This is a genomic window from Cellulomonas sp. Marseille-Q8402 (assembly GCF_965119525.1).
The window spans coordinates 1,131,724-1,154,395 of record NZ_CBCPLX010000002.1 but is presented as its reverse complement, the minus strand read 5'-3'; the positions used below and the strand labels follow the sequence as shown (position 1 = coordinate 1,154,395).

Here is a 22,672-nt window from a genome sequence, read left to right as displayed (position 1 = left end):
TCGTGCGGGTCGGTGCTCAGGAGGCGAGCGCGTCGGCGCCCGACACGATCTCGCTGATCTCCTGGGTGATCTCGGCCTGGCGGGCCTGGTTCGCCAGCCGCGTGTACATGCGGATGAGGTCCTCGGCGTTCTCCGTGGCCGTGTGCATCGCGCGCTGGCGGGAGGCGAGCTCCGACGCCGCGGCCTGCAGCAGGCACGAGAAGATGCGGCTGCGCACGTAGCGCGGCAGCAGCGCGTCGAGCACCTGGTCGGCGTCCGGCTCGAACTCGTAGAGCGGCAGCGCCTCGTTCTGGCCGGGCGCGGCCACCCCCTCGACGACCTCGAGCGGGAGCATCCGGATGACCTGCGGGCGCTGGCTCACCATGTTGACGAACTGCGTCGACACGATGTGCAGCTCCCCCACGCCGCCCTCGTCCGCCGGGGCGGCGAAGGCGTCGAGCAGCGTGCTCGCGATCTCCTCCGCCAGGTCGGACGTCGGGGCGTCGGACTGGCCGGTCCACGACGCCGCGAGCTCGCGCTTGCGGAACCGGTAGTACGACTCGGCGCGGCGGCCGCTGACGTAGAGGGCGACCTCCTTGCCCTCGCCCTCGAGCCGCTCGACGAGGCGCTCGGTCTCCCGGATGACGGACGCCGAGTAGGCGCCCGCCATGCCGCGGTCCGACGCGATGAGGAGCACCGCGACGCGCTGCGTGTCCGTGCGCTCCGCGAGGAGCGGGTGCGTCACGTCCGAGTGCGTCGCGACGGCCGAGACCGCCCGGGTGATGGCGCGGGCGTACGGGGACGCCGACGCCATCCGGTCCCGGGCGCGACCGATCCGCGAGGCGGCGATCAGCTCCTGGGCGCGGAACATCTTCTTCAGCGCCTGGGTGGACCTGATCCGTGCCCGGTAGACGCGCTGCTGTCCGGCCACCGTCAGGCCTTCTTCTGCCGGACGATCTGCTCCTGCTCGACCTCGGTCTCCTCGTCGCCGTGGTCGGCGCCGGTGAGCGGCGACCCGTCGGCCTTGAGGAAGTTCGAGCGGAACTCGTCGACCGCGGCGGCCAGCTGGGCCTCGAGCTCGTCGCCGAGCTTCCCGGTCTCCGCGATCGTCGACAGCACGTCGGTGTTGCGGCGCAGGTGGTCCAGCAGCTCGGACTCGAACCGGCGGACGTCCTCGACCGGCACGTCGTCCAGCTTGCCCTTGGTGCCGGCCCAGATGGACGCGACCTGGTCCTCGACCGGGAACGGCGAGTACTGGGGCTGCTTGAGCAGCTCCATCAGGCGGGCGCCACGGGTCAGCTGCGCGCGGGACGCGGCGTCCAGGTCGGACGCGAACATCGCGAACGCCTCGAGCGACCGGTACTGCGCGAGGTCGAGCTTCAGCGTGCCCGAGACCTGCTTCATCGCCTTGACCTGCGCGGCACCACCGACGCGGGACACCGAGATGCCGACGTCGACGGCGGGACGCTGGTCCGCGTTGAACAGGTCGGACTGCAGGAAGATCTGCCCGTCCGTGATCGAGATGACGTTGGTCGGGATGTACGCCGAGACGTCGTTGGCCTTGGTCTCGATGAACGGCAGACCGGTCATCGAGCCGCCACCGAGCTCGTCGGACAGCTTCGCGCAACGCTCCAGCAGGCGGGAGTGCAGGTAGAAGACGTCACCCGGGTAGGCCTCGCGGCCCGGCGGGCGGCGCAGCAGCAGGGACACGGCGCGGTACGCCTCGGCCTGCTTCGACAGGTCGTCGAACACGATGAGGACGTGCTTGCCGCCGTACATCCAGTGCTGGCCGATGGCCGAGCCGGTGTAGGGGGCGAGGTACTTGAAGCCGGCCGGGTCGGACGCGGGCGCCGCGACGATGGTCGTGTACTCCAGGGCGCCGGCCTCCTCGAGCGCGCCGCGGACGGCGGCGATCGTGGAACCCTTCTGGCCGATGGCGACGTAGATGCAGCGGACCTGCTTGTCCGGGTCGCCGGTCTCCCAGTTGGCCTTCTGGTTGAGGATCGTGTCGATCGCGATGGCCGTCTTGCCGGTCTGGCGGTCGCCGATGACGAGCTGCCGCTGGCCGCGGCCGATCGGGATCATCGAGTCGATGGCCTTGATGCCGGTCTGCAGCGGCTCGTGGACCGACTTGCGGGCCATGACGCCGGGGGCCTGCAGCTCGAGGGCGCGGCGGCCCTCGGAGGTGATCTCGCCCAGGCCGTCGATCGGCTGACCCAGCGGGTCCACGACGCGGCCGAGGTAGGCGTCACCGACGGCGACGGACAGGACCTCGCCCGTGCGACGGACCTCCTGGCCCTCCTCGATGCCGGTGAACTCGCCGAGGACGATGACGCCGATCTCGCGGACGTCGAGGTTCTGGGCCAGGCCCAGCGTGCCGTCCTCGAAGCGGAGCAGCTCGTTGGCCATGACGCCGGGCAGGCCCTCGACCCGCGCGATGCCGTCGCCGGCCAGCGTGACGCGGCCGACCTCCTCGGCAGCGGCACCGGTGGGCTCGTACGTCGCGACGAAGCTGTCCAGCGCGGCGCGGATGTCCTCCGGCCGGATCTGCAGCTCGCTCATAACATGTCTCCTGTCGTGCGGCACGCGTCCTGCGTGCGCTCCCACGTGGGTCCGGGTCGGGCCGTGCGGCCCGTCAGCTGGCAAGTCGTCGTCGGGCGTCCGCCAGCCGTGCCAGCACGGTCGCGTCGATCACCTCGGGGCCCACCTGCACGCGCAGGCCGCCCAGCACGTGCGGGTCCACGAGGACCTGCACCTGCATCTCGCGCCCGTAGGCCCGGCCGAGGATCTCGGCGAGCCGCAGGCGCTGCGCGGTGCCGATCTCCGCTGCCGAGGTGACCGTGGCCACCGTCCGGCTGCGGCGATCCGCGATCAGGTCCTCGAGCAGCCCGAGCGTCGCCACGTACCGACGACCGCGCGGTGCGACCGCGGCGCGGCGCGCGAGCGCCTGCGTCGCCGGCGCCCCGGTGCCCTTCAGCAGCGAGTCGACCAGCCGGCCGCGCGCCTCGGCGTGGACGGTGTCCGAGTACAGCAGGCGGCGCACCTCGCGCTGCCCGACGAGCGCCCGGCCGAGCCGGAACAGCTCCTCCTGGACCTGGTCCAGGGTGCCGTCCGCCTCCGCCGACGCGAGCACGGCCGAGAAGGCCAGGTGCTCGACGGCGTCGGCCAGGTCGGGCTCGGCCGACCAGCGCGCGCGCACCAGCCCCTGCGCGGCCTCGACCACGCGGGGGTCGGCGGCGGCGAGCAGCCGGGCCACCAGCGCGGCCTTGGCCTCGCCGGCGGCCGACGGGTCGGTCAGGGTGCGCCGCAGCGAGCCGGACGAGTCCAGCGCGTCGGTCAGCGCGAACAGCTGCTCGCCGAGCAGCCGCCCCTGCGCGCCGGCCTCACGCAGCACCGGCGCGAACCGGCCCTCCGCGGCGGCCAGCGACGCCCGGCTCGTCCCTCGCATCAGTTCCCCTTACCTGCGGTCGCCGTGGTCTGGGCGTCGAGCTCGTCGAGGAAGCGCTCCACGACGCGCGAGCGACGCGCCTCGTCCGCGAGCGACTCGCCGACGATCTTGGAGGCGAGCTCCGTGGCGAGCGCGCCGACGTCCGTCCGCAGCTGGACGGCCGCCTGCTGGCGCTCCGCCTCGATCTGGCGCTGCGCGGTCTCGGCGATGCGCGCCTGCTCGGCGGTCGCCTTCTGGCGCGCCTCGCCGACGATGGCCGTCGCCTCGGTCCGGGCGTCCTCGCGGATGCGCGCGGCCTCGGTGCGGGCGTCCTGGAGCAGCTGCTCGTTCTCCGCCTTGGCGCGAGCAGCCTCCTCCTGGGCGCTGGCGGCCTTGGCGAGACCACCCTCGATCTTCTCGGTGCGCTCGTCGAGCACCGCCTGGAACTTCGGCAGCACGAGCTTGTAGAAGACGACGGCGATGACGACCAGCACGACCGACGACCACAGGATGTCGTAGCCCGCGGGGACGAGCAGGCGCCAGCCCTCGACCTCTTCGGTCTCCGCGGCCAGGATGCTCGCCGCGGGGAGCGCGGCGGTGATCACGTGAAGAGGAAGCCGGTGATCAGGCCGAGGAGGCCGAGGACCTCGACGAAGCCGATACCGATGAACATGGTGGTCCGGAGCTGGCCGGCGACCTCGGGCTGGCGCGCCATGCCCTCGACGGTCTTGCCGATCAGGATGCCGAGGCCGATGCCCGGGCCGAGCACCGCGAGGCCGTAGCCGACGGTCGCGATGTTGCCCGAGATGGCGTTCTCGGCCGCAAGGATGACGCTGGGGTCCGCGAGAAGAGACACGCTGTGCTCGTTCCTTCCGTTTGGCCGCCGACCGGTCGGTCGGCGGTCGTCTCAGTGGGCGCGGGCCTGGAGGGCCCGCGCGGGTGGTGCTGGGGTCAGTGCTCTTCCTCGATCGACTGGCTGAGGTAGACAGCCGTCAGGACGACGAAGATGTAGGCCTGCAGCGCGGCGACGAACACCTCGAACAGGGTGATCGCGAAGCCGCCGGCGAGCGTCAGCGCACCGAAGGGCTTCAGGCCGCCGCTCGCCTCGAAGAGCAGGAACTGCGTGGCCGAGAAGCACAGCACGAGCATGAGGTGCCCGGCGACCATGTTGGCCATCAGTCGGATGGCGAGCGTCACGGGCCGCAGGACGAAGACCTGCAGGAACTCCACCGGGGCCAGCAGGATGTACAGCGGCCACGGGACGCCCGGGGGGAACAGGCTGTTCTTGAGGAACCCGCCCACGCCGTGCGCCCGGACGCCGGCCCCGAGGTACATCACGTAGACCCAGAGGGCCAGCATGATCGGCAGGCCGATCAGCGAGGTGCCCGCGATGTTGAGGAACGGGATGACGCCGGTGATGTTGAAGGCGAAGATCGCGAAGAAGATCGTCGTCAGGAGGGCCACGTACTTGTGCGCCTTCTCCTTGCCGATGATGTCCTCGGCGACGTTCACCCGCACGAAGTCCAGCAGCAGCTCGGCCATGTTCTGACCGCGGCGCGGCACGAGGCGCGCCCGGCGCGCGGCGACGACCATCAGCGTGAGCAGCACCGCGACGGCGACGAAGCGCACGACCTGGATGCGGTTGATCTCGAAGAGGGTGCCCTCGAACCAGATGGCCGGCGGGAAGAACTCGGCGATCGACGGCGTATGGAACCCGGACTCGCCTTCGGCAGCGAGCGGCAGGATCGTCGCAAGGCTGGACAGAGCAGTCTCCTGTAGGTCGAAGGCTCCGACGGGGGGCGATCCCGGGTGTGGGTCACTCCGCCGGGACCCGGCCGTCGTGGGTGGTTCGGTGGGAAGCCTAGCCTACGGATCGACCGGTCCCGTCCGGGTCGTCCGCATTCGGGACGTTCGTCCCGGTGCTGGCGGGCGACACGTAGGGCACCCTGCCCCGCGCGACCGCCCGGTAGTCGAGCAGTGCGGACCCGATCACCGCGACGGCGACCACGATCGCGAGGACGTAGCGGTCGTAGAAGTCCATGCCGCGCAGCACCGCGAGCAGCACGATCACCACGACGAGCTTGCCCAGCCAGGTGCCCATGATGACCGCCATCATCCGGCCCGGCGCCGTGTCGGACGTCGTGAGCATGGACAGCGTCGTGGCCCCGGAGAACAGCAGCGCGATGCCGGCGCCGATCAGCGCGCCCCACACGCCCGGCAGCCCGGCGACCAGGTAGCCGATGCCCACGCCGAGCACGGTGACGCCCGCGACGAGCACCACCATGTCCCGCAGGGCCTCGGCGGAAGACGGCACGCACCTCGGGCGCGTCGCCGGTGGTCGTGCGGGGGTCGGCTCGGGGGTGGGGTCGGTCATCGGTCCGTCCTCGGCTCGGGGGTGGTCAGGGGTGCGGTGGCGTGCCAGGCGCCGCGGTGGGCGTCGGCGGCGTGCCGCGCGGGCGGCGCCGCGGGTGCGGGCGGTGCCGCGGGCGGGCGGGCACCCGCGTCGCCGCCGGGGGTGCCGGGGGCGCCCGGGGTGCCGGGGGTGCCGGGGGTGCTGCGGCCCCGCAGCGGGCCGAGGGTCAGCGCGAGGGCCGCGAGCACCCCGACGGCCAGGCCGACCAGCACGGCGGTCGTGGAGAACCACACGAGCGCCGTCGCGGCGCCGGCGAACACGAACGTCCAGACGTAGAGGATGATCACCGCGCGCCGGTGCGAGTGGCCCAGCTGCAGCATCCGGTGGTGCAGGTGCATGCGGTCGGGGTGGAACGGCGACTTCCCCGACCCGACCCGCCGGATCACGGCGAGCCCCATGTCCAGCAGCGGCAGCAGCAGCACGGCCAGCGGGAGCAGGATCGGCAGGAAGGCCGGGAAGGACTCGCGGGTGTTGGTGACGGCGAGGTCGATCTGCCCCGTCACCTGGATGCCCGCCGCCGCGATGATCAGGCCGATCAGCATCGACCCGGAGTCGCCCATGAAGATCCGCGCGGGGTGGAAGTTGTGCGGGAGGAACCCGACGCAGACGCCGACCAGCAGGGCCACCACCAGGGTCGCCAGGTTGGAGAAGTCGGTCGGGCTGGCCTCGCGGGTCAGCTGGTAGGAGTAGAGGAAGAACCCGCCGCCGCCGATCGCGATCAGCCCGGCGGCGAGCCCGTCCAGCCCGTCGACGAAGTTCACGGCGTTCATGGCGACGACCACCGTCAGCACGGTGAGGCCCAGCCAGATCCGGTCGGAGCCCACCACCACCCCGTCGATCGGCAGCTGGTAGAGCTGCACGCCCATCGACGCCATCACGAAGGCGGCCAGCACCTGGCCGACCAGCTTGGTCATCCAGTCGAGGTCCCAGATGTCGTCCGCGACGCCCAGCGCGCACACGATCGTGGCCGCGGCCGCGATGCCGATGATCGGGCGGGGGTTCTCGAACACGCCCTGCAGGAACGGCAGCTGGCTGGCCATCACCAGGCCGACCATGATCCCCGCCCACATGGCGAGGCCGCCGAGCCGCGGCGTCGGGATGGAGTGCACGTCCCGGCTCCGCACCGCGGTGATGGCCCTCCAGCGGAGCGCGCACCAGCGCGCCAGCGGCGTCAGCAGGTAGGTCGCCGCCGCCGCGATCAGCAGGAGCAGGAGGTACGCCCTCACCGGCCGGGGTCACCCGCCACGACGGGAGCGACCTCCCGGAGCCGCTCGAGGCTGATGGCGCCCTGCCGCACGACGCGCAGCTCGTCGCCCGTCGCGTCGACGATCGTCGAGGCCACCTGGCCCGGCGTGCGGCCGCCGTCCAGGTAGACCTGCACGCTGTCGCCGAGCTGGGCGTACGCCTCGGCGGCCTCGAGGGCCGACGGCTGGCCGGTGCGGTTCGCGCTGGACACGGCCATCGGCCCGGTGCGGGTCAGCAGCGCGAGCGCCACCGGGTGGTCGGGCACCCGCAGGGCGACGGTGCCGTGCGTCTCGCCCAGGTCCCAGGCCAGCGACGGCTGGGCGACCACGATCACGGTGAGCCCGCCGGGCCAGAACGCCTCGGCCAGGTCGCGCACCTCCGCGGGCACGCCCATCGCGAGCCCGTCGAGCGTGCGCACGTCCGGCATCAGCACCGGCGGCGGCATCTGCCGCCCGCGGCCCTTGGCCGCCAGCAGCGCGTTCACCGCCTCCGGGGTGAAGGCGTCCGCCCCGATGCCGTAGACCGTGTCGGTCGGCAGCACCACGAGCCCACCGCGCGAGACGGTGTGGACGGCGGCGTCGAGGGCGGGGCCCCAGGTGGCGGGGTCGGTGGCGTCCAGCACGGGGTCGGCACTCACGGCTGCGAGTCTCCCACGCCCGGCTGGGCGTCCGGTCGCGGCTCGCCCGGCGCGGTGGTACGGCGCCGCGCGACGAGCATCCGCGGCCGCCCGGTCAGGTCCGGCCGGCTCTCGATCGCCTCGAACGCACCGGTCGCCTCCGCGTCCGCGCGGGCGGCGGCGTCCTGCACCTCGGCGTGCTCCATGACCAGCAGCCCGCCCGGGACCAGCAGCCGCGCCGCGGCGGCCAGCACCGCGCGCGGCACCTCGAGGCCGTCGCTGCCGCCGCCGTACAGGGCCAGGTCGGGGTCGTGGTCGCGGACCTCGGGGTCGACCGGGACGGCGTCCGGCGGGATGTACGGCGGGTTGGACACCAGCACGTCGACGGTGCCGTCCAGGTCGGCCAGCAGCGCGGGGTCGCGGACGTCGCCCTGCTCCACGCGCATCGTGCCGGAGCCGACCGCGCCGTGGTTGTGCCGGGTCAGCGCCACGGCGTCCGGGGAGGCGTCGACCGCGACCACGCGCGACCCGGCGACCTCGGTGTCGACCGACAGCGCGATGCCGCCCGCGCCGCAGCACAGGTCCACCACCAGCGGCTCGCGGCCCTCCGTGGCCAGGCGCGCGGCCTCGTCGACGGCGACCTGCGCGACCGTCTCGGTCTCGGGCCGCGGCACGAAGACGCCGGGCTCGACGCGCAGCGTCAGGTACCGGAACACGGTCGAGCCGACGATGTGCTGGAGCGGCTCCCGGCGGCGGCGCCGGTCGACCAGGCCGGCGAACTCCTCGGTGAAGCCGTCCGGCACGGGCGGGGCGAGCACCAGGTCGAGCCGGGGCAGGCCCAGCGCGTACGCGGCGAGTGCGGTCGCGTCGTGCCGGGGCGAGCCGACGCCGGCGTCGGCCAGCACGCGGGCGGCGCCGTCGACGAGGGCGCGCATCGTGGGGGCCGGCGCGGGGGCTGCGCCGGTCACGCGCCCTGCTCCCCCGCCGCGGCGAGCCGGGCGGCCTCGTCCGCGTCGATCGCGGACTGCACGACCGGTCCGAGGTCGCCGTCGAGCACGGCGTCCAGGTTGTACGCCTTGTAGCCCGTGCGGTGGTCGGCGATCCGGTTCTCCGGGTAGTTGTACGTCCGGATCCGCTCGGAGCGGTCGACGGTGCGCACCTGGGAGCGACGCGCCTCGCTCGCCGCCGCCGCGGCCTCCTCCTGGCGGGCCGCCAGGATCCGGGCGCGGAGCACGCGCATGGCCTGCTCGCGGTTCTGCAGCTGCGACTTCTCATTCTGCATCGAGACGACGATGCCGGTCGGCACGTGGGTGATCCGCACGGCCGAGTCGGTGGTGTTCACGGACTGGCCGCCGGGGCCGGACGACCGGTACACGTCGATCCGCAGGTCGTTGGGGTCGATCTCGACCTCGCCCTCGTCCTCGACCTCCGGGAAGACCAGGACGCCCGCGGCGGAGGTGTGGATGCGGCCCTGCGACTCGGTCACCGGGACGCGCTGCACGCGGTGCACGCCGCCCTCGTACTTCAGGCTGGCCCACACGCCCTCGGCCGGGTCGGTCACCGAGCCGCGCGCCTTCACCGCGACCTGCACGTCCTTGTAGCCACCCAGGTCGGAGTCCGTGGACTCGAGCGTCTCGGTCCGCCAGCCGCGGCGCTCGGCGTACCGCAGGTACATCCGCAGCAGGTCGCCCGCGAACAGCGCGGACTCCTCGCCGCCCTCGCCGGCCTTGATCTCGAGGATCACGTCGCGGGCGTCGTCGGGGTCGCGCGGGACCAGCACGCGGCGCAGCTTCTCGGCCGCCTGCTCCTCCGTCGCCGCGAGGGCGGGCAGCTCGGCGGCGAACGCCTCGTCGTCGGCCGCCAGCTCACGGGCGTCCGCGAGGTCCTCCGCGGCGGCCCGCCACGCCCCGTGCGCCTGCGCGACCCGGCCGAGCTCGGCGTACCGGCGGCCGAGGTTCCGGGCCAGCGCCTGGTCGGCGTGCACCGCCGGGTCCGCGAGCTGCTGCTCGATCCGGGCGTGCTCGTCCAGCAACGGCCGTGCGGCGGCGAACGGGTCGCTCATCGCTGTCTCCTCGGGGCGGTCGAGCGCTGCGTGCTCGGCGTCGGACCGGGACCGAGCACGGCCCCGGACATGCGAAGGCGCCGGTGACCGCGGCCCACGAGGGACCGCCGGTCACCGGCGCCGAGGTCGCTAGTTGGCCGACTTCTTGCCGTAGCGCGCCTCGAACCGGGCCACGCGGCCACCGGTGTCGAGGATCTTCTGCTTGCCCGTGTAGAACGGGTGGCAGGCGCTGCACACGTCGGCCCGGATCTCACCGGAGGTCGAGGTGGAGCGCGTGGTGAACGTGTTGCCACAGGTGCAGGTCACCTGGGTCACCACGTACTCGGGGTGGATGTCAGTCTTCACAGGTGTTCTCCTCGTGTTGGGTCCCCGGGTCGTGCACGCGAGCCGTGCACGTGAACCGCAGACCGACGGAACAGTCTGCCAGAACAGCGGCGGTGCGCGAAATCTTCCCGACGCACCGACCGGACGCCCGACCCGGCCCACCTACGATGTCCGGCATGCTCCGTATCGGCCTGGTGATCGACGACGGCCTGGACCGGCCCGACGGGGTCCAGCAGATCGTCCTCACGCTCGGCCGCCGGCTCACCGCGCTCGGGCACGAGGTGCACTACCTGACGTCCAGCACCGCGCGCACGGACCTGCCGCACGTGCACGTCCTCGGCCGCACCCTGTCCGTGAAGTTCAACGGCAACCGGCTGGGCACCCCGCTCCCCGCCTCCCGCACCGCCGTCCGCCGGCTGCTCGCCGAGGTCCCGTTCGACGTGCTGCACGTGACGATGCCGTACAGCCCGGTGCTGGCCGGCCGGGTGGTGTCGGCGGCGCACCCGCGTACCGCGGTCGTCGGGTCGTTCGTCATCTACCCGCAGGACGCGGCGACCCGCTGGGGCATCCGCGCGCTCGGGCTCGCGGAGCGGCGGCGGCTCCGGCGGTTCGACGCGATCAGCGCCCTGTCGGAGGCCGCGCAGGAGTCCGTGCGCGAGGCGTACGGCCGCGAGGTGCCGGTGATCGGCGGACCGGTCGAGCTGGGCACGGGCCCGGCGGCGCCCGCCGGGCGCCCCGCCGGCGCCCCGGTCCGGATCGTCTTCCTCGGCCGCCTGGTCGAGCGCAAGGGCCCCCGCGAGCTGCTCGCCGCCGTCGCCGCGATGCCCCGCACGCAGCACCACTGGACGCTGACGCTCGCTGGCCGGGGTCCCCTGCTGGCCGACCTGCGGCAGCGGGCGCGGGCCGCCGGCGTCGCCGACCGGGTGGACTTCCCGGGCTTCGTCGCCGAGGAGGACAAGGCCGCGCTCCTCGCGGCCGCCGACGTCGTGGCGCTGCCGTCCACCGGCGGCGAGAGCTTCGGCATGAGCGTCGTCGAGGCGCTCGCCGACGCCGGCGGCGTCGTGCTGGCCGGCGACAACCCCGGCTACCGGACCCCCATGGCCGGGCTCGAGGACCAGCTGGTCGACCCCCGGGACACGGCGGCGTTCGCCCGCACCCTCGCGCGGTGGGTCGACGACCCGGCAGCCCGGGCGGCGGTGACGGCACCGCAGCGCGCCGCGGCCCGGCGGTTCGACGCCGGAGAGATCACCCGGCAGACCCTCGCCTGGTACGAGCAGGCCGTGGCCGCGCGTCGCGCCCGCTGATCGCGGACCCCGCGGACGCGGACGGGGCGGCACCTCCCGCGGGAGGTGCCGCCCCGTCCGTGCGCGGCGTGCGTCTCAGACGACCGAGCGGGTCTCCTCGTGCATGCCCGGCGTGGTCTTCTGCACCTGGAGCAGGAACTCGACGTTGCTCTTGGTGTCCCGGAGCTTGCCGAGCAGCAGCTCGATCGCCTGCTGCTGGTCCAGCGCGCCCATCACGCGGCGGAGCTTCCAGATGATCTTGAGCTCGTCCGGGGCGATGAGGATCTCCTCGCGCCGGGTGCCGGACGCGTTGACGTCCACCGCCGGGAAGATGCGCTTGTCCGCGAGGGAGCGGGAGAGCCGGAGCTCCATGTTCCCGGTGCCCTTGAACTCCTCGAAGATGACCTCGTCCATCTTGGATCCGGTCTCGACCAGCGCGGACGCGAGGATCGTCAGGGAGCCGCCGTTCTCGATGTTGCGGGCGGCGCCGAAGAACCGCTTCGGCGGGTAGAGCGCCGAGGCGTCCACACCACCGGAGAGGATGCGCCCGGACGCCGGGGCCGCCAGGTTGTACGCGCGGGACAGGCGGGTCAGCGAGTCGAGCAGCACCACGACGTCCTGGCCGAGCTCGACCAGGCGCTTGGCCCGCTCGATGGCCAGCTCCGCGACCATGGTGTGGTCCGCGGCGGGGCGGTCGAAGGTCGAGGCGATGACCTCGCCCTTCACGGTCCGCTCCATGTCCGTGACCTCCTCGGGGCGCTCGTCGACGAGCACGACCATGAGGTGGACCTCGGGGTTGTTCGCGGTGATCGAGTTGGCGATCTGCTGCATGATGATCGTCTTGCCGGCCTTCGGGGGCGCGACGATGAGACCGCGCTGGCCCTTGCCGATCGGGGCGACGATGTCGATGACCCGCGGGGTGAGCTGGTGCGACTCGTGCTCCAGCCGCAGGCGGTCCTGCGGGTAGAGCGGCGTCAGCTTGGAGAACTCGGGCCGCTGGCGCGCCTGGTCCGGCGACATCCCGTTGACCGTGTCGAGCCGGACGAGCGCGTTGGCCTTGTTCGGCCGGTTGCCGCCCTGCTGCTGCGGCTGCACCTCGCCCTCGCGGGGCGCGCGCACGGCGCCGGTGATCGCGTCACCGCGGCGCAGCCCGGCCTTGCGGACCTGGCCGAGCGGCAGGTAGACGTCGTTCGCCCCCGGCAGGTAGCCGCTGGTGCGGACGAACGCGTAGGACTCGAGCACGTCGAGGATGCCCGCGACCGGGACGAGGACGTCGTCCTCGTCGATCTCGACCTCCTCGTAGGCGCCGACGTCGCCGACGCCCGTGCCGCGCTGGTTGCGGCCCCGCTTGCGGCCGTCGCGGTCGCGGTACCGGTCGCGCGAGCGACGGCGGCGACCGCCGCGCTCGTCGTCCTCCAGGTCCTGCTGGTTCTGCTGGCCGCGCTGCTGCGGGTTCTGCTGCGCGGGCTGGCCCTGCTGGGCGGCGCGGTCCTGCTGCGCACGGTCCTGCTGACGCGGCTGCTCCTGCTGGCGGCGCTGGCCGCCCTGCTCGCGGTTCTCGCCGCGCTCGGTCCGGGGCTCGCGCTCACCGGTGGAGGTGGGGCCCTCGGGCAGCGTCACCTCGACGGTCGGCGCGCCGGCGCCGCGCCCGGCACGGCGGGAGCGACGCTCACCGGTGACGGCGCCGACGGCGTCGGCGGCGCGCGCGGCACGGTCGTCACGGGGCTCACGGGGCTCACGCGGCTCTGCCTGGCTCTGACGGCCGTCGAGCGAGCGCTCCACGGCCTCGAGGCCGGCGAGCACGTCGACCGTGCGGCTGCCGCGCGGCTCGGCGGACTCCTCGGCGGCCGGCGGCCGGCTCGCGGCGCGCGCGGCACGGCGGCGGGGCTCGCGCGCCGCGTCCTCGGCGGGCTGGGCAGCGGGGGCCTCGGCGGCGACCGGCTGCTGCGCGTCGCGGCTCGTGGCGCGACGGCTGCGCCCGGCGGTCGCGCCACCGGAGCCCGTGGCCTGGATCGCGTCGACCAGGTCGCTCTTGCGCATCCGGGACGTCCCCGTCACGCCCAGCTGGGCGGCGAGGGCCTGGAGCTCGGGCATGCGCATCGCGGAGATGGCACCGCCCCGAGCGGAGCCGCCGGAGCTCGTGCTCACGGCGGGCTCGATGGTGTCTGTCACGAAGGACCCTTCCCCCTCGTCGGGGACCGTCGCCCACCGTCGGGGCACGGTCCGCGTCCGGCCCCTCGTCGAGGGCCGGCGCATCGGTGAAGCCGCACGTGTCGCGCGATCGCGTCGACTCTCGTGGGCTGGAGCGTTCCCCGTCCGGATCTCGGCCCGGCTCCTTCGCACGGCCGGCCACCTGGGCGGCCCTGCACCGGAAAAAGGCTAGGCGGATATCAGGAAGTAGTCAGGGGAACGAGCGCCAGCATAGCACCGCGGATCCGCGTCAGGGCAGTCTCTGAGCGGTCGCACCGGCCGTGTCGATGCCGAGCCGGACGATGCGCCAGCCGCCCATCGCACCCCCGAACACCTGCAGCAGCGCGTCGTCGGCGTCGGTCGGCCCGACCGGGTCCGCACCGTCCCCCGTGGACCGGGCGAGCACCAGCACGGTGGGGCCCGCGCCGGACACGACCGCCGCGACGCCGCGCGCGCGGAGGGCGTCGACCAGCGCCATGCTCTCCGCCATCACCGGACGCCGGTAGCCCTGGTGCAGGCGGTCCTCGGTCGCCGGCAGCAGCAGGTCGGGCCGGCGGCCGAGGGCCTCGACGAGCAGCGCCGCGCGCCCGGCCTGGAACGCCGCGTCGCGGTGCGGCACCTCCGCGGGCAGCACCCCGCGGGCGTGCGCGGTGGCGAGCCGGGTCGCGGGCACGACGGCGATCGGCGCGAGCGTCGCGTGCACGGGGAGCCGCGCGGCGTGCACGTCCGCGTCGGGACCGGTGCCGTCCGACCACGCGACCGTCGCACCGCCGAGCAGCGCGGGCGCCGCGTTGTCCGGGTGCCCCTCCAGCTCGGTGGCCAGCCGCAGCACCACGTCGTCGTCGAGCGAGCCGGGCTCCGCGACCAGCGCGCGGGCGGCGAGCAGCCCCGCGACCACCGCGCCGGCGGACGACCCGAGGCCGCGGCCGTGCGGGATGCGGTTGCGGCAGGTCAGGTGCAGCCCGGTCTGCGGCGCGCCGACGTGGTCGAGCGCGTGCCGCAGCGCGCGGACGACCAGGTGGTCCTCGCCGGAGGGCACGTCCTCGGCGCCCTCCCCCACGACGTCGACGACGACCTCGGCGGACCCCAGCGCGCGCACCTCGACGTCGTCGTGCAGCGCGAGCGCGAGGCCCAGCGCGTCGAAGCCCGGGCCGAGGTTCGCGCTCGTCGCCGGGACGCGGACGCGCGCCCGGTCGGCACCCAGTCGCACGGCGGCCTCAGCCGAGGCCGAGCGCGGCCGCGATCTCGACCACGTCGGGGCGCACCCGGGTGGTCTCGACCTCGGTGCCGTCAGCCGTGCGCAGCGCCCACTGCGGGTCCTTCAGCCCGTGCCCGGTGACCGTCACGACGATCCGCGCACCGGCAGGCACGCGGCCCTCCTCGGCGAGCCGGAGGATGCCCGCGACGCCCGCGGCGGACGCCGGCTCGACGAACACCCCGACCTGCGAGGACAGGATCCGGTGCGCGGCGAGGATCTCGTCGTCGGTGACGGCCTCGATCAGGCCGCCGGACCGGTCGCGCGCGGCCTCCGCCTGGTTCCAGGACGCCGGGTTGCCGATCCGGATCGCGGTGGCGATCGTCTCGGGGTCGGTGATCGGGTAGCCGCGCACGATGGGCGCGGCACCCGCGGCCTGGAAGCCCCACATGATCGGGGTGTGCGTCGCGACCGGCTCGAGGTCCGCCCCGGCGTCGTGGCCCGCGTACTCGCGGAAGCCCTTCCAGTACGCCGTGATGTTGCCGGCGTTCCCGACGGGCAGCGCGTGGATGTCGGGGGCGTCGCCGAGCGCGTCGACGATCTCGAACGCGCCGGTCTTCTGGCCCTCGATGCGGTCGGGGTTCACGGAGTTGACCAGCTCGACCGGGTAGGCCTCCGCGAGCTTGCGGGCCGCGATCAGGCAGTCGTCGAAGTTGCCGTCGACCTGCAGCAGCGTGGCCCCGTGCGCGACCGCCTGGCTGAGCTTGCCCATCGCGATCTTGCCGTCCGGCACGAGCACCGCGCAGATCATCCCGGCAGCGGTCGCGTAGGCCGCGGCCGACGCGGAGGTGTTGCCGGTGGACGCGCAGACGACGGCCTTCGCCCCGCGGCCGGCGGCGGCGGACATCGCCGTCGTCATGCCACGGTCCTTGAAGGACCCGGTCGGGTTCATCCCCTCGACCTTGACGAACACCTCGGCACCCGTGAGCGCGGACAGCGCGGGCGCCGCGACGAGCGGGGTGCCGCCCTCCCCGAGCGTGACCACGTGCTGCTGCACGTGCGCGGGCAGGCGGTCGGCGTACTCGCGGATCACGCCGCGCCACTGGTGGGCCATCAGGCTCCCTCGACTCGCAGGACGGAGACGACCTCGCGGACGGAGCCGAGGTCGGCGATCGCGGCGACGGTCGCCGCGAGTGCGGACTCCGGCGCCTCGTGCGTGGTGATCACCAGGCGGGCGACGCCCGGCTCCTGGACGGCGTCGGCAGGCGACTGCCGGACGGCCTCGATGGACACCCCGTGCTCCGCCAGCACCGCGGACACGTGCGCGAGCACGCCGGGCCGGTCGTCGACGTCGAGGCGCACCTGGTAGCGCGTGCGCGCCGACTCGGCGGGCAGCACCGGCAGCGCGGCGTACCAGGACTCCGCGGGGCCGCGGCCGCCGTGCACGCGGTGCCGCGCGGCCGACACGACGTCGCCGAGCACCGCGGACGCGGTCGGCGCACCGCCGGCGCCGCGTCCGTAGAACATGAGCTCCCCGGCGGCCTCCGCCTCGACGAACACCGCGTTGAACGCACCGCGCACGCCCGCGAGCGGGTGGCTCAGCGGGACCAGCGACGGGTGCACGCGGACCTGCACGCCGTCGCCGCCGTCCTGCGTGGCACGGCGGTCGGCGATGGCGAGCAGCTTGATGACGTGGCCGGTGCGAGCGGCCCAGGCGACGTCGTCCGCGGTGACCGACATGATCCCCTGCCGGTCGACGTCGTCGATCGACACCCGGGTGTGGAACGCCAGCGAGGCGAGGATCGCGGCCTTCGCCGCCGCGTCGTAGCCCTCGACGTCGGCGGTCGGGTCGGCCTCCGCGTAGCCCAGCGCCTGCGCCTCGGCCACCGCGTCGGCCAGGTCCATGCCCTCGGAGGCCATCCGGTCGAGCACGTAGTTGGTCGTGCCGTTGACGATGCCGAGCACCCGGTGGACCCGGTCGCCGGTCAGCGACTCGCGGACCGGGCGGACCAGCGGGATCGCACCCGCGACGGCGGCCTCGAAGTAGAGGTCCACGCCGGCGGCGTCCGCGGCCTGGTAGAGCGTCGGGCCGTCCTCGGCGAGCAGCGCCTTGTTCGCGGTGACCACGGCGGCCCCGTGCTCGATCGCGCGGAGCAGGAGGGCGCGGGCGGGCTCGATGCCGCCGACGACCTCGACCACCACGTCGGCCTTCGCCACCAGCGCCTCGGCGTCCGAGGTCAGGAGGGCACGGTCGACGACCGGGTCGCGCGGCGCGTCGACGTCCCGCACCGCGACGCCGACCAGCTCGAGCGGCGCCCCGACGCGGGCGGCGAGGTCCGCGGCCTGCGTCGTCAGCAGCCGGACGACCTCCGTGCCGACGACGCCGCAGCCGAGCAGGGCGACCCGCACGGCGGGACGCGTGGTCGGGGCGGGCGTGCTGGGTCGGCCGGTCTGGTCGCGTTCGGTCACCGCGTGCGCCTCTCGATCACGCCCGGTCCAGCCGGGTCCCTGGGGTCCGGCCGGGCGCTGGGCCCGGCCGGTCCACAGGATAGGGGGCACCTCGAGGACGGCAGCGGGCCATCCACACCCTGGGCGCCCGTCGAGTTCAGGACGACGGGTCAGCCGAGGTCGAGCGCCAGCAGGTCGTCCTCGGTCTCCCGCCGGACCAGCACGCGCACCTCGCCGTCGCGCACCGCGACGACGGGCGGGCGCGGCACGTGGTTGTAGTTCGACGCCATCGACCGCCCGTACGCGCCGGTGGCGGCGACGGCCAGCAGGTCCCCGGGCGCGACGTCGGCCGGGAGCTGGACCTCGTGCACGACGATGTCGCCGCTCTCGCAGTGCTTCCCCACCACGCGGGCCAGCACGGTCTCCGGTGCACCGGGCCGCGACACCACGGCCGCGTGGTAGTGCGCGCCGTAGAGGGCGGGGCGGATGTTGTCGCTCATCCCGCCGTCCACGGCGACGTACATCCGGACCCGGCCGTCGTCGAGGTTGACGGGCTTGACCGTGCCCACCCGGTACAGCGACAGCGTGGTCGGCCCGACGATCGCGCGCCCGGGCTCGAACGACAGCCGCGGCACCGGGGTCCCCAGCGACGCGCAGGTGGCGTCGACCGAGGCCGCGATGTCCTTCGCGACCCGCTCCGGGTCCAGCGGGACGTCCCCGGGCAGGTAGGCGATGCCGAAGCCGCCGCCGAGGTCGACCTCCGGGACGAGGAACCCGGTGCGGGCCGCGAGGTCGGCGCGCAGGCCGAGGACGCTGCGGGCGGCGACGGCGAACCCGGCGGGGTCGAGGATCTGCGAGCCGATGTGCGAGTGGATGCCGAGCAGCCGGAGCTCCGGGTGCGCGAGGACGGACTCGAGCGCGACCATCGCGGGGCTGTCGCCGCCGGTACCGGGGGTGGCGACCGAGAGGCCGAACTTCTGGTCCTCGTGCGCGGTGGAGATGTACTCGTGGCCGCCGGCGTGCACCCCGGTCGTGACGCGGACCATCACCGGCGCGGGCGGTGCACCGGCGCCCCGGGCACGGACGGCCGCGACGATCCGGTCGACCTCGCCGAGCGAGTCGACGATGAGCCGGCCGACACCGGCCTCGAGCGCACGGGCGATCTCGGTGTCGGACTTGTTGTTGCCGTGCAGCCCGATGTCGGCGCCGGGCAGGCCGGCGCGCAGCGCGACGGCGAGCTCGCCGCCGGTCGAGGTGTCGACCCGCAGGCCCTCCTCGTGCGCCCAGCGCGCGACGGCGACCGACAGGAACGCCTTGCCCGCGTAGTAGACGTCGACCCCGGCGCCGATGCCGGCGAACGCGCCCTCGAGGGCGGACCGCCAGGCCCGGGCACGCGCCCGGAAGTCGTCCTCGTCCAGCACGTAGGCGGGCGTCCCCTGCGTGGCGGCGAGCTCGCGCAGGTCCACGCCCGCGACGCGGACGGCCCCGTCGTCGCCGCGCGCGGCCGAGCCGGGCCAGGGCAGCCCCAGCGGCTGCGTCCCGGGCGTCGTCACATCCGCTCCGGCGCGCCGACGCCCAGCAGGCCGAGGCCGTTGGCGAGCACCTGGCGGGTGGCGTCGTTCAGCCACAGGCGCGTGCGGTGCACGTCGCCGACCTGCTCGTCGCCGAACGGCAGGACGCGGCGCTGGTCGTACCACTTGTGGTACGCCCCGGCGAGCTCCTCCAGGTACCGGGCGACGCGGTGCGGCTCCCGCAGCTCGGCGGCCTGGGCCACGATGCGCGGCATCTCGGCGATCTTGCCGAGCAGCACCGACTCGCTCGGGTGGTCCAGCAGCGACGCGTCGAACCCGTCCTCCCGCCGCACGCCGGCCTCGGCGGCGTTCCGGCCGACGGAGCAGGTGCGGGCGTGCGCGTACTGCACGTAGTAGACGGGGTTCTCGTTGGTGGCCCGGGTCAGGAGGTCCAGGTCCAGGTCGATCGAGGAGTCCGCCGAGGACCGCGCCAGCGAGTACCGCGCGGCGTCGACGCCGACCGCCTCGACCAGGTCCTCGAGCGTGACGACGGTGCCGGCGCGCTTGCTCATCCGCACCGGCTGGCCGTCCCTGACCAGGTTGACCAGCTGGCCGATGAGGATCTCGAGGTTGACGCCCGGGGTGTCGCCGAACGCGGCGCACATCGCCATCATCCGGCCGATGTACCCGTGGTGGTCGGCGCCGAGCATGATGATCACGCGGTCGAAGCCGCGCTCGCGCTTGTCCAGGTAGTACGCCAGGTCGCCCGCGATGTACGCGGCCTCGCCGTCGGACTTGATGATGACGCGGTCCTTGTCGTCCCCGAACTCCGTGGTGCGCAGCCAGGTGGCGCCGTCTGCCTCGAAGATGTGGCCGAGCTCCCGCAGCCGGGCGACCGCGCGCTCGACGGCGCCGGTCTCGTGCAGCGTGTCCTCGTGGAAGTAGACGTCGAAGTCGACCCCGAACTCGTGCAGGGCCTGCTTGATCTCCCCGAACATGAGGTCGACGCCCCGCGCACGGAACGCCTCCTGCGCCTCGGCGTCGGGCAGCGTGCGGGGGTCGGGCTCGCCGGCCGCGGCGGCCTGCGCGATCACGGCGTCGGCGATGTCGGCGATGTACTGGCCGCCGTAGCCGTCCTCCGGCGCCTCCTCGCCCTTCGCGCGGGCGAGCAGCGACCGCGCGAACCGGTCGATCTGGGCGCCGTGGTCGTTGAAGTAGTACTCGCGGCCCACGCGCGCGCCGGACGCCTCGAGCACCCGCGCCAGGCTGTCGCCGACCGCGGCCCAGCGCACGCCGCCGATGTGGATCGGGCCGGTGGGGTTGGCGGAGACGAACTCGAGGTTGATCGACTCGCCGGCCAGCGTCTCGTTGCGGCCGTAGGCGGGCCCCGCCTCGACGACGGAGCGCGCGAGCTCCCCCGCGGCCGCCGCGTCGAGCGTGATGTTGAGGAAGCCGGGCCCGGCGACGTCGACCTTCGCGACGCCCGGGGCGTCGGCGAGGCGGCGCGCGAGCTCCTCGGCGAACGCCCGCGGGTTGGTGCCGGCCTTCTTGGCCAGCTGCAGCGCCACGTTGGTGGCCCAGTCGCCGTGCTCGCGCTGCCGGGGTCGCTCCACGTGCACGGTGGCGGGCAGGTCGGCGGCGTCCAGGGCGAAGGTCCCGTCGGCGACGGCGCCCGCGAGGGCGGCGCGCAGGGACTCGGAGAGCTCAGCGGGGGTCACCGGACAAGGGTAGCGACGCGGCGGCACTGCCCCGACCCGGGCCACCTCACTCCGGTCGCGCGCCCCGGGGTCCCCAGGTGTCCTCCAGCATGGCGGGCCGGCACGCCACGGTCGCCGCCACGAGCAGGACGACGAGCGTCGCGAGCAGGAAGAGCAGCGCGGCGGTCCACGTCCCCGTCGCGTCGTAGAGCACGCCGATCAGCAGCGGCCCGGTGCCGGCGATCGCGTACCCGACGCCCTGCGTGAAGCCGGACAGCGAGGCGGCACCCGCCGACGTGCGGGTGCGCAGGTTGATCAGCGCGAGGAGCACCGGGAACGCCCCCGGCCCGAACCCGCCGAGCAGGATCCACAGCCACACCGGCCCGCCCGGTGCGACGAGGAGCCCGACGTAGGACGCCGCGAAGCACGCCACGAAGAACACGACCAGCCCGATCGGGTTCCGCATGCGGGACGCCGCGATCGGGGCGACCAGCGCCGGCGGCAGGCCGAGGATCGCGAACACCGACAACCACACCCCTGCCGCGTGCGGCGACGTCCCGCCGTCGATGAGGATCTGCGGCAGCCACGCGAACATGGCGTAGGAGTCCAGCGAGTTCATCGCGAACGTCACGGCCATGCCCCAGGCCAGCGGGCTGCGCCACACCCGACCGCCCGACCGGTGCCGGGAGGTCAGGGCCGGCGTGGTGGCCGGGCCGCGGCGCAGCAGCCCCGACAGCGCCGACCGCGCCGCGGCCGACCGCACCACCACGACCAGCCACGGCACGGCGGCGAGCACGCCCACGACCGACCAGATCGACAGGGACGTCCGCCAGCCCAGCCGCTCCGCGACGGGGACGGCCAGGAACGCGGGCAGGGCGGTGCTGAACGTCATCGTCACCGAGTAGATGGACGTGACGACGCCGATCCGGTCCGGGAAGTACCGCTTCACCACGGGTGGGAGCAGCACGTTGCCCATGCCCATCCCGGCGAGCGCGATCACCGACCAGCCGAGGAACCCCGCCGCGGTCGAGGTGCCCGACCGGACGACCTCGCCGGTCGCCGACAGCAGCATCGCCGCGATCAGCAGCGGCTCGAGGCCGATCCGCCGGGCCAGCACGGGCGTCAGCGAGCCGAACGCCGCGAACGAGATCACCGGGATCGTGCCGAGCAGCCCCGCCTCCGTGGCGGACAGCGCCACGTCGTCCCGCACCAGGTCGAGGATCGGCGACACCGAGGCGACCGCGATCCGCAGGTTGAGCGCCACCAGGACCACGCCGAGCAGGACGACCCGGCGCCCCCGCCAGGGCGCGACGGAGCCGGCGGGCTGGGCGGATGTCGACATGCGGCCTCGTTCGGGCGAAGGCGGAGGGCGCGCGACGGCGGGCGCTGGCGGACGGGCGCTCGGTTCGTGTTGAATGCCGGGCACAACTGACCAGGGAGACTACTCCGCATGACGCGACGCACCGGACTCATCGACGCGACGGTGGCCCGGCTCCGGGCACGCATCACCTCCGGCGACTGGCCGGTCGGCACCCGCATCCCCCCGGAGCCCGCGCTGGTCGAGCTGCTGGGCGTCGGCCGCAACACCGTCCGCGAGGCCGTGCAGTCCCTGGTGCACGCGGGGCTGCTCGAGCGCCGGCAGGGGTCGGGGACCTACGTGCTCTCGGTCTCGGAGCTCGCGGTGAGCATGGGGCGCCAGATCGCCGACGCCCGCCAGCGCGACGTGATCGAGGTCCGCCGCAGCCTGGAGGTCGAGGCCGGCCGCCTCGCCGCCCGCCGGCGCACCGCCAGCGACGTCGCCGCGATCACCCGGCTCCGGGACGACCGCGCCGACGCCTACCGCGCCGGCGCGCTCGACCGGATGGTCTCCGCCGACCTCGCCCTGCACCTGGCCATCGCCCGTGCGGCCCGCAACCCGGTGCTGCTGTCGATGTACGAGAACCTCATCGGCGCGATCACGGACAACATCCGGTTCAACTTCGCGCAGATCCTGCAGGACGGCGACAACCACGACGGCCTGGTCGACGCCATCGCCGCCGGTGACGACTCCCGGGCGGTCGAGGAGACGACCACGTACCTCTCCGGGCTGCTCGGGGAGGACTGAAGGGCTGGTAGTCTCGTGCCTCGCGCCGGTCGTACGGCTGGCGCGCGCAGTGCCCGGCCCTCGTAGCTCAGTGGATAGAGCGTCTGCCTCCGGAGCAGAAGGTCGTAGGTTCGAATCCTATCGAGGGCACCACCGAGGCCCGGTCCCCCGCGAGGGAGACCGGGCCTTCGTCGTCGGT

Annotated in this window: 21 protein-coding genes and 1 tRNA gene; 3 read left to right on the top strand and 19 right to left on the bottom strand. The window is 74.3% G+C overall.

The genetic code is table 11. From position 1 onward, the window contains the following. Nucleotides 1-16 precede the first annotated feature (16 nt). The 12 genes from ACWPWW_RS16250 to rpmE form a co-directional block, all read right to left on the bottom strand. On the bottom strand, nt 17-910 hold the full coding sequence (locus tag ACWPWW_RS16250) for a F0F1 ATP synthase subunit gamma (RefSeq protein WP_454051372.1): 894 nt from the start codon (nt 908-910) through the stop codon (nt 17-19). 2 nt (nt 911-912) lie between these two features. Beyond that, entirely contained in the window at nt 913-2,541 is a 1,629-nt protein-coding gene (atpA, locus tag ACWPWW_RS16245; RefSeq protein WP_454051371.1) for a F0F1 ATP synthase subunit alpha, read from the bottom strand. Nucleotides 2,542-2,614: 73 nt separating this feature from the next. Next, nucleotides 2,615-3,427, bottom strand: coding sequence for a F0F1 ATP synthase subunit delta (locus ACWPWW_RS16240; RefSeq protein WP_454051370.1), 813 nt, complete (start codon nt 3,425-3,427; stop codon nt 2,615-2,617). Next, on the bottom strand, nt 3,427-4,011 hold the full coding sequence (locus ACWPWW_RS16235) for a F0F1 ATP synthase subunit B (RefSeq protein WP_454051369.1): 585 nt from the start codon (nt 4,009-4,011) through the stop codon (nt 3,427-3,429). The genes ACWPWW_RS16240 and ACWPWW_RS16235 overlap by 1 nt, the downstream gene beginning before the upstream one ends. Next, nucleotides 4,008-4,262 (bottom strand): ATP synthase F0 subunit C, encoded by a 255-nt coding sequence (gene atpE, locus ACWPWW_RS16230; RefSeq protein WP_454051368.1) that lies wholly within the window; start codon nt 4,260-4,262, stop codon nt 4,008-4,010. The genes ACWPWW_RS16235 and atpE overlap by 4 nt, the downstream gene beginning before the upstream one ends. A gap of 95 nt (nt 4,263-4,357) precedes the next feature. Beyond that, nucleotides 4,358-5,149, bottom strand: coding sequence for a F0F1 ATP synthase subunit A (gene atpB / locus ACWPWW_RS16225; protein ID WP_454051849.1), 792 nt, complete (start codon nt 5,147-5,149; stop codon nt 4,358-4,360). Between the two features lie 118 nt (nt 5,150-5,267). Continuing rightward, nucleotides 5,268-5,780, bottom strand: a complete 513-nt coding sequence (locus ACWPWW_RS16220) for a hypothetical protein (protein WP_454051367.1) — start codon at nt 5,778-5,780, stop codon at nt 5,268-5,270. Next, a complete protein-coding gene (locus ACWPWW_RS16215) occupies nt 5,777-7,045 on the bottom strand; it encodes an MraY family glycosyltransferase (protein WP_454051366.1) in 1,269 nt (422 codons plus the stop codon). The genes ACWPWW_RS16220 and ACWPWW_RS16215 overlap by 4 nt, the downstream gene beginning before the upstream one ends. Next, nucleotides 7,042-7,701: an L-threonylcarbamoyladenylate synthase gene (locus ACWPWW_RS16210; protein ID WP_454051365.1), complete on the bottom strand. Its 660-nt coding sequence runs from the start codon at nt 7,699-7,701 to the stop codon at nt 7,042-7,044. Before ACWPWW_RS16210 ends, ACWPWW_RS16215 begins: the two co-directional genes overlap by 4 nt. Beyond that, nucleotides 7,698-8,615, bottom strand: coding sequence for a peptide chain release factor N(5)-glutamine methyltransferase (prmC, locus tag ACWPWW_RS16205; RefSeq protein WP_454051848.1), 918 nt, complete (start codon nt 8,613-8,615; stop codon nt 7,698-7,700). Before prmC ends, ACWPWW_RS16210 begins: the two co-directional genes overlap by 4 nt. A gap of 29 nt (nt 8,616-8,644) precedes the next feature. Then, on the bottom strand, nt 8,645-9,742 hold the full coding sequence (gene prfA / locus ACWPWW_RS16200) for a peptide chain release factor 1 (RefSeq protein ID WP_454051364.1): 1,098 nt from the start codon (nt 9,740-9,742) through the stop codon (nt 8,645-8,647). A gap of 129 nt (nt 9,743-9,871) precedes the next feature. Next, a complete protein-coding gene (gene rpmE / locus ACWPWW_RS16195; protein WP_389230640.1) occupies nt 9,872-10,087 on the bottom strand; it encodes a 50S ribosomal protein L31 in 216 nt (71 codons plus the stop codon). 155 nt (nt 10,088-10,242) lie between these two features. Between rpmE and ACWPWW_RS16190 the strand changes: the two genes are divergently transcribed. Beyond that, nucleotides 10,243-11,370, top strand: a complete 1,128-nt coding sequence (locus tag ACWPWW_RS16190; RefSeq protein ID WP_454051363.1) for a glycosyltransferase family 4 protein — start codon at nt 10,243-10,245, stop codon at nt 11,368-11,370. 75 nt (nt 11,371-11,445) lie between these two features. Here the strand turns inward: ACWPWW_RS16190 and rho are convergent, their stop codons facing one another. From rho to ACWPWW_RS16155, 7 genes are all read right to left on the bottom strand, one after another. Continuing rightward, on the bottom strand, nt 11,446-13,521 hold the full coding sequence (gene rho, locus ACWPWW_RS16185; protein ID WP_454051362.1) for a transcription termination factor Rho: 2,076 nt from the start codon (nt 13,519-13,521) through the stop codon (nt 11,446-11,448). 268 nt (nt 13,522-13,789) lie between these two features. After that, nucleotides 13,790-14,749: a homoserine kinase gene (thrB, locus tag ACWPWW_RS16180; RefSeq protein WP_454051361.1), complete on the bottom strand. Its 960-nt coding sequence runs from the start codon at nt 14,747-14,749 to the stop codon at nt 13,790-13,792. 7 nt (nt 14,750-14,756) lie between these two features. After that, nucleotides 14,757-15,848, bottom strand: a complete 1,092-nt coding sequence (thrC, locus tag ACWPWW_RS16175) for a threonine synthase (RefSeq protein ID WP_454051360.1) — start codon at nt 15,846-15,848, stop codon at nt 14,757-14,759. Beyond that, entirely contained in the window at nt 15,848-17,203 is a 1,356-nt protein-coding gene (locus ACWPWW_RS16170; protein ID WP_454051359.1) for a homoserine dehydrogenase, read from the bottom strand. Before ACWPWW_RS16170 ends, thrC begins: the two co-directional genes overlap by 1 nt. 149 nt (nt 17,204-17,352) lie before the next feature. Then, nucleotides 17,353-18,735, bottom strand: coding sequence for a diaminopimelate decarboxylase (gene lysA / locus ACWPWW_RS16165; protein WP_454051358.1), 1,383 nt, complete (start codon nt 18,733-18,735; stop codon nt 17,353-17,355). Beyond that, nucleotides 18,732-20,411 carry an arginine--tRNA ligase gene (gene argS, locus ACWPWW_RS16160; RefSeq protein WP_454051357.1) on the bottom strand — a complete coding sequence of 560 codons (1,680 nt, stop codon included), beginning with the start codon at nt 20,409-20,411 and terminating at the stop codon, nt 18,732-18,734. Before argS ends, lysA begins: the two co-directional genes overlap by 4 nt. Before the next feature lie 46 nt (nt 20,412-20,457). Then, entirely contained in the window at nt 20,458-21,732 is a 1,275-nt protein-coding gene (locus tag ACWPWW_RS16155) for a CynX/NimT family MFS transporter (protein ID WP_454051356.1), read from the bottom strand. A gap of 108 nt (nt 21,733-21,840) precedes the next feature. Here ACWPWW_RS16155 and ACWPWW_RS16150 point away from each other — a divergent pair, with 108 nt between their 5' ends. Further along, nucleotides 21,841-22,494 (top strand): FadR/GntR family transcriptional regulator, encoded by a 654-nt coding sequence (locus ACWPWW_RS16150; RefSeq protein WP_454051355.1) that lies wholly within the window; start codon nt 21,841-21,843, stop codon nt 22,492-22,494. 56 nt (nt 22,495-22,550) lie between these two features. Further along, nucleotides 22,551-22,626: transfer RNA gene (locus ACWPWW_RS16145), tRNA-Arg, on the top strand. Nucleotides 22,627-22,672 lie beyond the last annotated feature (46 nt).

Excerpts from the sequence above, each read along its gene's own strand:
- atpA (WP_454051371.1), bottom strand. The coding sequence starts at position 2,541 with ATGAGCGAGCTGCAGATCCGGCCGGAGGACATCCGCGCCGCGCTGGAC.
- ACWPWW_RS16240 (WP_454051370.1), bottom strand. The coding sequence starts at position 3,427 with ATGCGAGGGACGAGCCGGGCGTCGCTGGCCGCCGCGGAGGGCCGGTTC.
- ACWPWW_RS16220 (WP_454051367.1), bottom strand. The coding sequence starts at position 5,780 with ATGACCGACCCCACCCCCGAGCCGACCCCCGCACGACCACCGGCGACG.
- prmC (WP_454051848.1), bottom strand. The coding sequence starts at position 8,615 with ATGCGCGCCCTCGTCGACGGCGCCGCCCGCGTGCTGGCCGACGCCGGC.
- prfA (WP_454051364.1), bottom strand. The coding sequence starts at position 9,742 with ATGAGCGACCCGTTCGCCGCCGCACGGCCGTTGCTGGACGAGCACGCC.
- ACWPWW_RS16190 (WP_454051363.1), top strand. The coding sequence starts at position 10,243 with ATGCTCCGTATCGGCCTGGTGATCGACGACGGCCTGGACCGGCCCGAC.
- thrC (WP_454051360.1), bottom strand. The coding sequence starts at position 15,848 with ATGGCCCACCAGTGGCGCGGCGTGATCCGCGAGTACGCCGACCGCCTG.
- ACWPWW_RS16155 (WP_454051356.1), bottom strand. The coding sequence starts at position 21,732 with ATGTCGACATCCGCCCAGCCCGCCGGCTCCGTCGCGCCCTGGCGGGGG.
- ACWPWW_RS16150 (WP_454051355.1), top strand. The coding sequence starts at position 21,841 with ATGACGCGACGCACCGGACTCATCGACGCGACGGTGGCCCGGCTCCGG.